The following is a 13,572-nucleotide window of genomic DNA, read 5'->3' as shown; positions in this document are numbered from 1 at the left end:
GTTAGCCAATGACGAGCGCCTCGAACCTGCATCAACGAGTTGCGTCACGCATTCTGCTCGGATCTCTTTTGCTCCTACCATTGGCGACTGTAGACGCCCAAGGGCAGCAAACCACCGGGGCACCGGGTTCGCCGGGAGCGACGACGACTATTGACGGCAGATACCTGCCAAATCCCACTCAGCCGTTCAAAGGCGAGATCAATCCCAACGCGGTGCAATCGAAGCCGTATTGGCCCGCGCTTGTCACGCCGCCGAAGGGCGCGCCCAATGTACTTTTGATTATGACCGACGACGTCGGCTTCAGCGCACCAAGCACGTTCGGGGGCGTAATCCCGACACCGGCCCTGGACCGCATCGCCCAGACGGGTCTGCGCTACACAGCCTTCCACACCACAGCGCTTTGCTCGCCGACGCGGGCCGCGCTCCTCACTGGGCGCAACCATCACTCGGTGAATACCGGCGTCGTCGTCGATCAGGCGACAGGCTATCCCGGCTACAACAGCGTCATCCCACGCGACGCCGTCGCCATCGGCGAGATCCTGCGGCAGAACGGCTATGACACCTCATGGTATGGCAAAGATCACAACGTGCCGCAGTGGGAGGGCACGCAAGCCGGCCCCTTCCATAACTGGCCGACCGGTCCCATCAAGGGCTTCGACTACTATTACGGTTTCGTGGGCGACGACGCCAGCCAGTGGCAGCCGAACAATCTCTTCCGCAACACCACCCCGATCCAGCCCTTCCTGGGCAATCCCGGCTGGAATCTGATCACCGCCATGGCCGACGAGGCGGTCGGGCGCATCAAGATGCTGAACGACGTCCAGCCCGACCGGCCATTCATGATCTACTACGCGCCCGGCGGCACGCACTCGCCGCATCATCCGACGCCTGAGTGGATCAAGAAGATCAGCGACATGCACCTGTTCGACAAGGGCTGGAACGCGCTGCGCGAGCAAATCTTCGCCAATCAGAAACGGCTCGGCGTGATCCCGCAGAATGCCCAGCTCACGTCCTGGCCGGACAGCATCCCGCAGTGGGACACGCTGTCGCCCGAGGCGAAGAAGCTCTACATCCGCGAGGCCGACGTCTATGCGGCGTACCTGGCGTATACCGATTCCGAAATCGGTCGCGTGATCCAGGCCATCGCGGACACTGGCAAACTCGACAATACGCTCGTCATCTACGTCAGCGGCGACAATGGCGCGAGCCCGGAAGGCACGCTGCACGGCCTGTTCAACGAGTTCGCGGTTGCGAATGCCGTGCATCCGACGGTCGAGATGAACATGAAGTTCTACGACGCCTGGGGCTCCGACCAGACTTACCCGCACTACGCGGTGGGTTGGGCCTGGGCCTGGGACACGCCGTACAAATGGACCAAACAGATTGCATCTTATTTTGGCGGCACCCGCAACGGCATGGCCATGGCCTGGCCGGCGCGCATCAAGGACGCCGGCGGCATCCGCAATCAGTTCCATCATGTGATCGACATCGCGCCGACGATTCTCGAAGCCGCTGGCTTGCCGCAGCCTGTGATGGTCAATGGCATCGCCCAGAAGCCGATCGAAGGCGTGAGCATGGTCTATTCGTGGGACAACGCCACCGCGCCGGGCCAGAGGACGACGCAGTACTTTGAGATGTTCGGCAAGCGCGCCATCTATCAGGACGGCTGGATCGCCTCGACGCCTCCGCTGAGCCCGCCTTGGGACCTCAGTTTGGCGGAGCCGCCTACGGACGTCATGAACGCGTTCCGCTGGGAGCTCTACAATATCAAAGAGGACTGGACGCAGTCGAACGATCTCGCCGCCAGGATGCCGGAAAAGCTGCGCGACATGCAGCAAGTGTTCGCGATGGAGGCTACGAAGTACCAGGTCTTCCCGCTGGACGACACCCGCCTGACCAGGTTCATCTCGCACAAGCCGAGCTACTCGGCGGGCCGGACCGTCTTCACCTATTCGGGTGAGCTGAGCAACGTGCCGTTCCCGGAAACAGGTTCTGCGCCGAGCCTGCTGAACCGGTCGTACACGGTCACCGCCGAGGTCGACATTCCCCAAGGCGGCGCCGAGGGCATGCTGATGACCGACGGCGGCCGGTTCGCCGGCTACGGCTTCTATCTGCTGCGGGGCAAGCCGGTGTTTACCTGGAATCTGGTCGCCCTGGAGCGCGTCAAATGGCAGGGCAAAGACGCGCTCGCGCCGGGCAAGCACACGCTGGAGTTCGACTGGAAATATGACGGCCCGGGTCTGGGCAAAAGCGGCACAGGCAGCCTGAAGGTGGACGGCAAGGTCGTGGAGAGCCATCCCATGCCGCGCAGTCTGCCCATCACGCTGATGTGGGATGAGACCTTCAATGTCGGACTCGATACGGGCACTTCGGTGGACGATCAGGACTACCAAGTGCCATTCAAGTTCACCGGCAAGATCAGCAAGCTGACGGTGAAGCTCGGGCCGAACGAGATGTCATCCGCAGAAAAGGAGTCGGTCGCGACAAAAATACGGGACAAGCAATAGGCTTTGCCGGCAACGCGATGTATGGCGGGCAGCCCATGCCAGGCTGTCCGTCTCCATACAAAGCGCGACTTGGAAAAGCGGAACGTATGCTGGAGGCCTCGTGAAAGCTCGCGGTTTCGTCACTATCTCAGCTTCCCTGTCAATTGGCATCCTGCTCGACGGATTTTCGGTGTCCCTCGCGCAAACCGCCAACGAAAGGCCCCAGGATATGCTCGCGGCTCAGATCCGCATGCAAGGCTTTGCGTGTGATAAGCCGCTCGGCGCCAGCAAAGATAAAAAGCGCTCCAAGCCGGATCATGCTGTGTGGGTTCTCAAGTGCGGCAATGCCAGCTACAGAATTAGCCGCGCGCCAGACATGGCTGCAGCGGTGACCCGCTTGAAATAGCGATAGTAGACGTGGCGAAGCCGTCTCGCAGGAAATCGCGCCGGACCCAGAGCCGCCAACGAGAAGATCCACCTCGACAAATTGCCGGCGTGCGATCGAAGCGATCGGCAGGCCCGGCGAAGGCCATGCTACTGGCCCTTGCTGCTGCGAGCATCGCTGTCGCGAGCGGCGCTTCGTCATGGTATTTTTGGAGCAATAGTCGCCCATCAACTGCGCCGCCCAGTGCGCAGAGTGCGTCACTCCATTTTGTCGGCAGCGAGAGCTGTGCCAGCGCTCCTCTTATGGCCATCGCGTCTTGATCGTGTTCGCGATCAGGACAAGCCAACGTCGGACCTGCGCAAAAATCAAAAATTCATCATGAACACGTTGCTGAGCACGCCGGCCGAGCATATCGCGCTTCCAGGGATCTCTCAGCAATGCATCAAGCGTCGTCGCGATCTCGTGTGGATCCTCCGGATTCGTTACCAGACATCCATCCAAGTCGGGACGTATCTGCTGCCGGAGCCCTGCGGCATTCGATCCCAAGACAGCCGCGTGCTTCCACATAGCTTCCGTCGCGGTCAACCCGAATCCCTCTTGCAATGAGTTCTGCGCCACGATGTCCGAACAGCGCTGAAGCGCATTAACGAGCAGCGCGTTGTGCTTCGCCGAATTCATGGGCAGCAAGATGATCGCGATGTCGTCTTGGAATTTTGGCTCCAAGCCCACATAGGCGTTGCAGAGTTTGGCCAGCACCTCCTTGCCCTCCGGATCGTCCTCGACCGATGCGGGATCGGGACCTGCTAAGACCAGGCGAGCCAATTGCACTGAGTGTCGATGCCGCTCGCCCAGGCCAGTTTTATTCTCCAGATCGCGCTTCAGGCTCACGAAGCCGTTCATCAGCGGGAGAAAGCCCTTCAACCGATCCCAGCGCGAGATCTGGGTTACGATCGGATGATAGAGAAGTCCGATATCCTCCGGCTCTATAGCAGGCGCCCAGCTTCCGTCGCGCTGGAGCCGTTCCGCTGGTTTGGGGAATGGCGGCGTTAGCATCGGACCGGGCGGACGGATCAGGGCGCCGTTGGCAAGGATGCCGACAAGCTTGTGGACCGATAGATCCCGGTTCTTATGGGTGAGCGGGTCGATGGCCGGATGCATGATCGTTGCCCGTCCGGTGAGGCAGCCGGGAATGTATTCTGGGGCCGTGAACACAGCCTGATCATAGGCGGATGCGCATGCGTCAAGGAAGGTCCACGCCGCGCGGGTCTCAGGTGTTTTCCGATCAAGGCCGATATGGCACCGCCAGATCGCCGCTATGTCCATTCTTTTTCTGAGGATCGCACCCGCGCCCAACGGCTGAGGGTCGTGGATAACGAGCACGTCCCCCGACGAGATGTGGCGCGCAACCGCTTCCGCGGTATCGTGACTGATCTTGTCGTAGAGTTCGCGCTCCGCTTGTCCAAGGTTTGCATCCCCGTGGCCATGGATCAGGTTATGCAGCCGCTTGGTCAGCCGGAAGAACTCCTGATCATCGGTCTCCATCACCAGCCAATTGGCGTCGACGCCGAGTTCGCGCAGCAACGCGAGCAGCGGCGGCAGCAACTCGGCCACGCCGCCGCCGCGACTGGTGCTGCTCACCATCCACACTCGGTGTCCCTTCAGCGTGGGAAGCAGGCTCGCCGCCTCCTGACGCAGCTCCCGCACCGCCATGCTAAGATGCGCAATGCCCTCATAGTCGTCGAGCGAAACGTGATGTCGCGATTCGATCAGACGCGCCATGATAGAGTTACCGGATCGCTGAGAATGCCGGCATTGCGCCGCACGCCGGCCGGGACGAAGTCACCACTTTCAGGCCACCGCGGAACCCAAGTCGCGGCAGTCAGTTTTATTCCACGCCAAAGGGTGCCCTGGCTGCCACGTAAGAGGCGGACCGAGGTCGAGCTATTTCTGTTTCGATAGAGAACATCGGGTATCGACCAATGTTCCAGAATCACGAACCCAGGCCTCAAATGAGCAGTGTTGCGGCGCTCCTGACACAAAAGCAGCATCTGCTCAGCCGCCTGGAAGAGTATCCGGGCCCCAATGAGCGGGAGGAAATCGAACGTCTCCTTGAAGAGGTGGATGCCCGATTGAACGCCGTGGACAGACCGGATCGGCTTTGAAGTCCACACTCGATCAAGAGCGGTCCCAGCGTGATGGCTTTGATCCGAGGGCAATATCGCTTGGCGGGCAAGTGATGCCGGGATCAGGAACGATTCGCTTCCAACGCTCCCGGTACTGCTCACGCGCACCGCAGCTGCAAGCAGCCGGATTCGTCGAGCGTTATACTTGCGTTGAAGCAGTGGCTCTCGCGATCCAGCATGTCGCGCAGCCACTGACTATCTGCTGGCGCAGCGCGGTTAAGCCGGAATTTGCGTAACTGATATGGCAGCATTGTTAGGCTGACGAGCATGCCATCGGCGACCCGCAACTGCGGCAGATAGAGAAGAACCAGATCGTCGCGAAACGCCTCGTAACCTTCAATGCCCTCATAATCGCTAATCAAATCGCCGCAGCCATAAAGAATCAGGCGGCCGCGATAGACCTCGATCCCCTTGGCGTGGTGCGAGGAATGTCCGTGTATCAGATCCGCACCGGCTGCATCGACCAGGGCATGCGCGAAGCGACGATGCTCGGGCGGAATAGCATAGCCCCAATTGCCGCCCCAATGGATCGAGACGACAACCAGGTCGCCGGCCTTTCTGTTCTCCGAGACCTCCTTCCCGATCCTCCGGGCCGTATCCGCCGAGAAGTCCGGGAGCACGTTGACTCCGGTGCGGTCGGGTCCAGCGCGCCAGGCCGGCGGCACGCCACTGTCCGTAGCAGCGCATGCATAAACCAGCACGCGGCCTTTGCCCGTCACTGACACCAGTCCCGGCGCACACGCATCGCGCAGATCAAGGCCTGCGCCTGCGCTCGCAATTCCGGCCGTGCGGACCGCATGGAGCGTATCAATAAGGCCTTGCTCTCCCCAGTCCAGCACATGGTTGTTGGCGAGCACGCAGCAATCAATCTTGCCGTCCAACAAGGAGGCGAAATTCTCCGGACTCATGCGGTAGTTGATGCCTTTCGGCGCAGGCGTCGCGCATCGTGTCACGCTTGTTTCCAAGTTGACGATACGCACGTCCGGCTGATGTTCCTGCAAGTCGCGCAGCGCGTCGCCCCACGGGTACGAAGGCTCGACATGGCGCGGGATAGGTCCATTCACCCGCTCTGCGAGAGCGATGTACTCCGTCGCCGAGCGCATGAAGGGCTCATACAGGACGGGTTCGCACGGCCACGGCAACAGCTGATCAATGCCGCGGCCCATCATCACGTCCCCACACAGGGCAAGCGAGATCATTGCCATGTTGACCGGCTCGGCGCCGCTTCCCTCTTCGCAGCCAGCACGACATTCTGCCGCGGAAACACATCGGACTTCGGCCGCAGCTTCACGCCCGTTCTCGCCGTTTCCGGCTATGTTCAAACCACTCCACTTGTCGCACCCTGTAGGCCTTGGCGCCGCCTGGAGTCTCGACTGCCACGGTTGCCCCTTTGCTCTTTCCGATCAGTGCCTTGGCGATCGGCGAAACCACTGAAATCTTGCCGTTGCTCGGGTCGGCTTCCGGCTCGCCCACGATCTGCCAGACGCGCTTTTCGCCGGTGTCCTCGTCGATCAGTGTCACGGTTGCGCCAAACTTGATCGTGTCGCCGGAAAGCCTGGACACGTCGACGATTTCGGCGCGCGCCAGCTTGTCTTCCAACTCGGCGATTCGAGCCTCATTGATATCCTGCTCCGCTCGCGCAATCTGATATTCCGAATTCTCGACCAGATTGGGATCGTCGGCGATCGCCTCCTGAATGCGCTGAACAAGAGCAAGTCGCTCGACGCGAATGCGGTGCCTCAGTTCATCTTCAAGGGCGGCGTGACCCGCGGCCGTCATGGGAAGCTTTGTCATCGCGATTCCTGGACAGGTTCACACATTTACACCGGCGGCACAGTTCCCCCACGCAAAAGCATGTTTGCGCCAATCCGCCGCGCCTGACGCTGCCAACGGAGCGCGAGGACACAGGTTCCATTATCCGGTGAATGCCGTTGCTTTTTCCATTCCGCAGACTGCGGCGGGGCAGCCGCGTCCAAAGGCAACCAATCGCGCCGGGACTTGTTTGGACAGTGGGGAACGGACGATCGACGTTGTCCGTCTGAAGTACCTGGACTGAGAGCTGCACAATGAGAGCACCGCCAGCAGCTCGGGGCGCGGGTTTCGCCGGTTTCGAAATTCTCGAGCATCCGGCCGATGCAAAACTGCGCGCGCGGGGGGCGACCCTGGAAGAGCTGTTCGCCCATGCCGCAGAGGGGCTGATGAGCTACTTGTTCGGCGGCGCGACCCCGCAAGCGCAACCGGGGCAGACGGAGACGATCCGGATCGATGCTCCCGACCTCGAGGCTCTGCTGGTCGACTGGCTTTCGGAGTTGCTTTACCGCGCCACCGCGGAACATCGCGCTTATGTCGATTTCCGCATCATTGAAATTTGCGAGCATAAGCTGATCGCAAGCGCCCGCACTGTTTCCTCAGAAGCAATCGACGACATCAAGGCGATCACACACCACGAGCTTTCGATTCGCAGACAGAACGGCGGTTGGGAGGCTAGCATCGTTTTCGATATCTGATTGGAGAACGCCATGCGCGCCATTTCACCCGCCGACCTCAAGCAGACCGGCCCCTGTACGTGGGACATCCCGCGCAGCTTTCGCAATGACATGCGCGCGACCGCGCGGCTGTTCGCGGATCAGCCCATGCTTGACCATCTGTTTGGCGAGCGCGCGCTGGAGCAACTCGTCAACATGACCACGCTCCCAGGTGTGCAGGAACCAGCGCTGGCAATGCCAGACATCCATCAGGGATATGGTTTTCCGATCGGCGGCGTCGCCGCGATCCGCGCCGACGAGGGTGTCATTTCCCCGGGCGGTGTGGGCTACGATATCAACTGCGGTGTGCGCCTGCTGGCAAGCGAGGTATCGCACGGCGAAATTCGGGACCGTCTGCCGGCGCTGGCTACCCAGATCCAGCGAGACGTTCCGACTGGCGTCGGCCGCGCCGGGCGGATCACGCTCGACGAGCACGCGATGGATCTGGTCCTCAATACTGGATTGCGCTGGGCGATCGGGGCTGGCCACGGCGATGAGGCAGATGCGGAAGTCGTCGAGGAGCGCGGCTGCCTTGCGGCGGCGAATGCCAACACCGTTCCCGACCGGGCGAAAAAGCGCGGCGCCGATCAGCTTGGCACGCTTGGGGCCGGCAACCACTTTCTTGAATTGCAGCGCGTCGAGCGGATCTACGATCAAGAGTGCGGTCGGGCATTCGGTCTGTTCGAGGGCCAGGTCACGGTGCTGATCCACACGGGCTCGCGCGGACTTGGGCATCAGACCTGCACCGAATACGTACGTCGAATGGACGTTACGATGGCGAACTACGGCATCACCCTGCCCGACCGCGAACTATCCTGCGCCCCATTCCACTCTCCCGAGGGGCAGGATTATTTTCATGCCATGGCCGCCGCGGCCAACTTCGCCTGGTGCAACCGCCAGGTCATCACGCACGAGGTGCGTGATGCATGGAAGCGGGTGCTGGGGAGCAACCAACCGCTCGCTATCGTCTATGATGTTTCACACAACATCGCAAAGCTCGAAGAGCATCGAGGTGTGCCTTGCATCGTGCATCGCAAGGGGGCAACGCGCGCGTTTGGGCCCGGCCACCCGGAACTTCCGGAGCGCTATCGCACGACCGGCCAGCCAGTCTTCATTCCAGGTTCGATGGGGACTGCGTCCTACGTACTCGCCGGGACCGAAACCGCGATGCGGGAGTCCTTCGGATCCGCTTGCCACGGCGCCGGCCGGGAGCTTTCCCGCCACAAGGCAAAGAAAACGATCAGCTATGACCAGCTCCGCGCGAGCCTGCGCCTCGCCGGAATCGAAGTTCGCGCTGGCTCCGCCAGGGGGCTGATCGAAGAGGCGCCGGAGGCCTACAAGGCGGTGGACGAGGTTGTCGATGTGACGGCGCAGATCGGGATCGCCCGGAAGGTCGCACGGCTACGTCCAATCGCGATCATCAAGGGATGATTGCCCCCCTGGATGGCTGGAACAGACTCTGACGAGAACGCGCGAGATCGGCGCAATTTTTGGAACTCGAGCAGATGGACTCCGTTCTGCAGATAACCTCGGCTGCGGCCGCCCGCTTCCCGGCAACACAGAGCCTGGCGCGGCCAGGCCAAGGCGAAACGCGAGTACTCGGACTCAAGATGGAGGGCTTAGCATGGCTGGAGAGAGTAAGTTGCCAGTCCGCAGCGAACCTGTTCGTAGCATCGCGGAATGGCGCCCGTTTGAATCATTCCGTCGCGAAATCGATCGCATGTTCGACGATTTCATCGGCGGATTTGGACGGTTTCCGTTCCACTCGGTTGCGCGGGAAGACCTTCCGTTCGTCAGCTCACCGCCCGTCGACGTGGTTGAAAAGGAGGATGCATTCCAGATCACCGCCGAACTCCCCGGGATGGACGACAAGGATGTCGAGGTGAAATGCACCGACAGCACGCTGACGATCAGGGGTGAGAAAAAGGTCGAAAAGGAAGAAAGGAAGAAAGATTACTTTGTTTCCGAGCGCCGGTTTGGCTCCTTTCAGCGGGCGTTTCGTATTCCCGAGACCGTTGATCCGGGAAAGATCGACGCGTCCTTCAAGAACGGTGTGCTGACGTTGACGCTCCCGAAAACCGCCGAAGCGCAGAAGCGCGAGAGGAGGATAGAGGTCAAGAAATCCTGACCCATCGGACTTCGTCCGAGACGAAACTTAACCAGCGTTTCGCACCGGGATCGCTCGTGACTGCTATATCCCCGGCGATCCCAACATCGGCGCGCGGGCACTGCCAGTCGCGCCTTGGGAGCGCGAACAATTCCTGATTTCCACGATCGGCATTCCACAACGCCTCGCCTTGCTCGGCGTTCGGGAGAGCGAGGAAGAGACCGACCGACGGCTTCGCATGGCCGTACGCCTGTCCGTCAGAGGCAGCCGGCCATTGCCCAAGCACGATGCACAGTGAGGAACTCCGTTCCATTCGACCCGTCGTCGCATGTGGGAGCCGCCATCACCGAGCGTCGGTAGCTTGTAGGCCTGTTGCGAGGCTCAGTCCCTCGAAACGATAAATGGACCCCGCAGCAAAGCGTTGTTCGTTCCCAACATTCTCGCAGCTTCACCGGCCTCTTGCGAGGAATTGCCAGCCGGAACTCAGGAACGCGAGCGTGTGCATTCTGTTGAGTGCAAGACAGATCACGATTGGCTGCGATATGGTTCCTGTGCGACGAAGGCGCGGCGGCCCTCAGGCTATTACCATGCTGGCCGATGATAGCGCCGTCCGCTCCGTGCTGCTCGAAAATGGCGCGTTGCGCGATTCTCTTCCCGACGCCATTGCGCACGGCCACGGCGAGTCCGACTGAGCCGCTCTGGCCACCGCGTCGGCGCGACGAGCGAGTCGCGGCCACGGCGTCTGACGACATCGATCCAGGGGACTGGTTCGCTGTCTGTATTTCTGTCGCCGCCCTCAGATGTTTGCATAACGGAGAACGCGCATGAACCGGACGGTCGAACTTTTGACGCAGGATCAGAGCTGCTGGATGGATGATCTCACCCGGCGAATGATCCGCAGTGGCGATCTGACGCGGCGGGTCGCCGAGGAAGGCCTGCGCGGCATCACGTCGAACCCCGCAATTTTCGAGAAGGCGGTGGCGGAGGGGGCTGACTATGACCAAGACATCGCGCACGCGGCCGCGGCAGGCCGCTCCCCCGCCGGCATCTACGAAGAATTGATTGCCGCCGACGTGCGTGATGCCTGCGATATCCTGCGCCCGGTGTATGAGGAATCCGATGGCGTCGACGGATTCGTAAGCCTCGAAGTGTCGCCGCACCTCGCCCATAATACCGAGGCCTCGATCGAGGAGGCACGGAGGCTGTGGAAGCTGGTCGGCCGGTCCAACCTGTTCATCAAGATTCCCGGCACGCCGGCTGGGGTTCCGGCCGTCGAGCAACTGCTGTTCGAGGGGGGATTAACGTCAACATCACCCTGCTGTTCTCGATCGCCCGTTACGAGGCCGTGGCCGAGGCCTACCTGCGGGCACTTGAACGCCGGCTCGAGGCCGGTCGATCGATCAATCGGATCGCTTCGGTCGCAAGCTTTTTCCTCAGCCGCATAGATGTGCTGGTCGATAGGTTGTTGCGCCAACGCATCGTGCCCGATCGCCCGCCTTCCGATCCCGACCCGCGCAGTCTTCTGGGCCGGGTCGCGATCGCCAATGCCAAGCTCGCCTACCGGGCATTCGGCCACATCCTGGAGAGCACTCGCTGGATTGCGCTCGCCGAGAAAGGGGCGCGTGTGCAGCGAATGCTGTGGGCGAGCACCAGCACGAAGAGCCCGAACTATCCGGATCTCATGTACGTCGAGCCGTTGATCGGCCCGATGACCATTAATACGATGCCGCGCAAGACCATCGCGGCGTTCCGCGACCACGGTACCGTGGGAGCCACCGTCACACACGGCATGCCGGACGCCGAGCGCGTGATGGCGGATCTCGAGCGGACCGGCGTGCGGTTCGACCTGGTCGCGGCCGAACTCGAGAATGATGCGGTCCAGAAGTTCATCGATCCCTACGATAAGCTGCTCAATCAGATCGCCACCAAAGGCGATCGCGCCATGACGTTCCGCGACCTGAATGACTTGCAGACGGAGGCTAGGCGGCTGCGGCGACTGGTGATCCGCATGACGACGGAAGCGGGTTCGGGCCACCCCACCTCTTGCATGTCGTGCGCCGACATCGTCGCGGCGCTTTTCTTCCGCGAGATGCGCTGGGACCCGAACGATGCGGCAGCGCGCAATGTCGACACATTCGTTTTGTCGAAGGGCCATGCCGCGCCGATCCTGTGGGCCGCACTGCATGAAGCCGGCGCCGTCAGAGAGGACCCGCTGTCGCTGCGCCGGATCGACAGCACGCTGGAGGGCCATCCGACCCCGCTGAACCCGTGGGTCAGGATCGCGACCGGATCGCTTGGACAGGGCCTCGCCGCGGCCAACGGGCTCGCGGTGGCGAACCGCCTCGACCACATCGATGCTCGTGTGTTCTGCCTGCTCGGCGACGGCGAGTGCTCGGAAGGCTCGGTGTGGGAGGCGGCGCAGTTTGCTTCGCTCAACGGCCTCGCAAACGTGACGGCGATCGTCGACGTCAATGGTCTCGGCCAGAGTGAGGCGGCGCCCTATCACCACGACAGCAGCGTGTTCGCGCGCCGGTTCGCGAGCTTTGGCTGGCGAACCATCGAGATCGACGGCCACGACATGGCAGCAATCCTTGCGGCATTTCGTGCTGCGCGCGACGGAGGAGGCCCGACCGCAATCCTCGCACGCACCATCAAGGGCAAGGGAGTCTCGTTCCTTGAGGGAGCCGATGGATGGCACGGCAAACCGCTCGACCGCAGACAAATGTCCCAGGCACTCGACGAACTGGGTGATGCCGGACCTGCGCCCGCCGTCGAGGCACGCCGGGTCGGCCAGGTGGCAGGCCCGCAGCCTGCGGCCACGGCGCCCTCGGCACCAGCGTATCGGCTGGGCGACAAGGTCGCGACCCGCGTGGCGTTCGGGCACGCATTGGAGAAGCTCGGCGCGGCGAACCCCGCCGTCGTGGCGCTTGACGGCGACGTGAAGAACTCGACCGGGGTTGGGGCGTTTGCAGCCCAATATCCGGATCGATTCTTCGAGAGCTTTATCGCCGAGCAGAATATGGTCGGTGTCGCCCTCGGCCTTGCGGCGGCAGGTAAGGTCCCGTACGCGTCGACGTTTGCGTGCTTCCTTACGCGCGCCTACGACTTCATCCGCATGGCGCAGTATTCTCGGCCCGCCCACCTCGTTCTTTGCGGCAGCCACGCCGGCGTGTCGATCGGCGAGGACGGTCCGTCCCAGATGGGACTTGAGGACCTCGCGATGTTCCGCGCGCTGATGGAGAGCACTGTTCTGTACCCGGCGGATGCGGTCAGCGCCGAGCGGCTGACCACGACGGCGGCGGACGCGAACGGCATCGTCTACATCCGGACCACGCGGCCGAAGACGCCGGTAATTTATCCCAACACCGAGGAGTTTCCGATCGGCGGCAGCAAGGTGTTGCGCGCATCGCCGCATGATCGGCTCACCGTGGTGGCGGCCGGCATAACCGTGCACGAAGCGCTTGCCGCCTACGACATGCTCAACGGGCGCGGCATTCCGATCCGCGTGATCGACGCCTATTCGGTCAAGCCGCTCGACGACGACACGGTATCGACAGCGGCTCGCGACACCGGGGGTCTCATCGTCGTCGAGGATCATGCGGTCGATGGCGGTCTTGGCGATGCGGTGACCGTTGCGGTTGGTGCGATCGCTCCGGTTTACCGTCTCGGCATCAGCCAGCTGCCGCGCTCCGGCCCTGGCCCGGCGTTGCTCGACCGCTTCGGCATTTCGCGCAGCGCGATCGAGCAGCGCGTGCTGCAGCTTGCGGCGTGACTACTGAGGGCGCTATGGCGCAAACGTAGGGGCGGCATTTGCGCCCGGGAACAGGTCAGGAAGGGACGATCGAAGCGATGTAGGATCACGCGGCGCACCCTGCGCTATCAAGAG

General features: G+C 62.1%; 10 protein-coding genes. 7 read left to right on the top strand and 3 right to left on the bottom strand.

Annotated features, from left to right (window positions below):
- The first annotated feature begins 8 nt into the window (after positions 1-8).
- Both FXV83_RS18125 and FXV83_RS18120 read left to right on the top strand, forming a co-directional pair.
- Positions 9-2,507: an arylsulfatase gene (locus FXV83_RS18125; protein ID WP_148740759.1), complete on the top strand. Its 2,499-nt coding sequence runs from the start codon at positions 9-11 to the stop codon at positions 2,505-2,507.
- 100 nt (positions 2,508-2,607) lie between these two features.
- Positions 2,608-2,892, top strand: coding sequence for a hypothetical protein (locus FXV83_RS18120; RefSeq protein ID WP_148740758.1), 285 nt, complete (start codon positions 2,608-2,610; stop codon positions 2,890-2,892).
- 279 nt (positions 2,893-3,171) lie between these two features.
- Here the strand turns inward: FXV83_RS18120 and FXV83_RS18115 are convergent, their stop codons facing one another.
- The 3 genes from FXV83_RS18115 to greA all read right to left on the bottom strand — a co-directional run bounded on the left by FXV83_RS18115 (position 3,172) and on the right by greA (position 6,848).
- Positions 3,172-4,650, bottom strand: a complete 1,479-nt coding sequence (locus tag FXV83_RS18115) for a glycosyltransferase (protein WP_148740757.1) — start codon at positions 4,648-4,650, stop codon at positions 3,172-3,174.
- Positions 4,651-5,152: 502 nt separating this feature from the next.
- Positions 5,153-6,259 carry a CapA family protein gene (locus FXV83_RS18105; protein ID WP_148740755.1) on the bottom strand — a complete coding sequence of 369 codons (1,107 nt, stop codon included), beginning with the start codon at positions 6,257-6,259 and terminating at the stop codon, positions 5,153-5,155.
- Positions 6,260-6,341: 82 nt separating this feature from the next.
- Positions 6,342-6,848, bottom strand: coding sequence for a transcription elongation factor GreA (gene greA / locus FXV83_RS18100; RefSeq protein ID WP_148740754.1), 507 nt, complete (start codon positions 6,846-6,848; stop codon positions 6,342-6,344).
- Between the two features lie 272 nt (positions 6,849-7,120).
- On the opposite strand from greA, the gene FXV83_RS18095 reads away from it, so the two are divergent.
- From FXV83_RS18095 to FXV83_RS18080, 5 genes are all read left to right on the top strand, one after another.
- Positions 7,121-7,561: an archease gene (locus FXV83_RS18095; RefSeq protein ID WP_148740753.1), complete on the top strand. Its 441-nt coding sequence runs from the start codon at positions 7,121-7,123 to the stop codon at positions 7,559-7,561.
- Entirely contained in the window at positions 7,562-9,010 is a 1,449-nt protein-coding gene (locus tag FXV83_RS18090) for an RtcB family protein (RefSeq protein WP_210250740.1), read from the top strand.
- A 193-nt stretch (positions 9,011-9,203) separates the two neighbouring features.
- Complete coding sequence (locus tag FXV83_RS18085) at positions 9,204-9,707, top strand: Hsp20/alpha crystallin family protein (RefSeq protein ID WP_148740752.1); 504 nt, start codon at positions 9,204-9,206, stop codon at positions 9,705-9,707.
- A gap of 803 nt (positions 9,708-10,510) precedes the next feature.
- Entirely contained in the window at positions 10,511-11,131 is a 621-nt protein-coding gene (locus FXV83_RS44105; RefSeq protein ID WP_235939809.1) for a transaldolase family protein, read from the top strand.
- Complete coding sequence (locus tag FXV83_RS18080; RefSeq protein WP_235939801.1) at positions 11,032-13,458, top strand: transketolase; 2,427 nt, start codon at positions 11,032-11,034, stop codon at positions 13,456-13,458. Before FXV83_RS44105 ends, FXV83_RS18080 begins: the two co-directional genes overlap by 100 nt.
- Positions 13,459-13,572: the final 114 nt, after the last annotated feature.

Origin of the sequence: Bradyrhizobium hipponense (assembly GCF_008123965.1) — a bacterium.
GTDB lineage: Bacteria > Pseudomonadota > Alphaproteobacteria > Rhizobiales > Xanthobacteraceae > Bradyrhizobium > Bradyrhizobium hipponense.
Note: the sequence above shows the minus strand (reverse complement) of the source record. Positions and strands in the feature narration are given on the sequence as shown.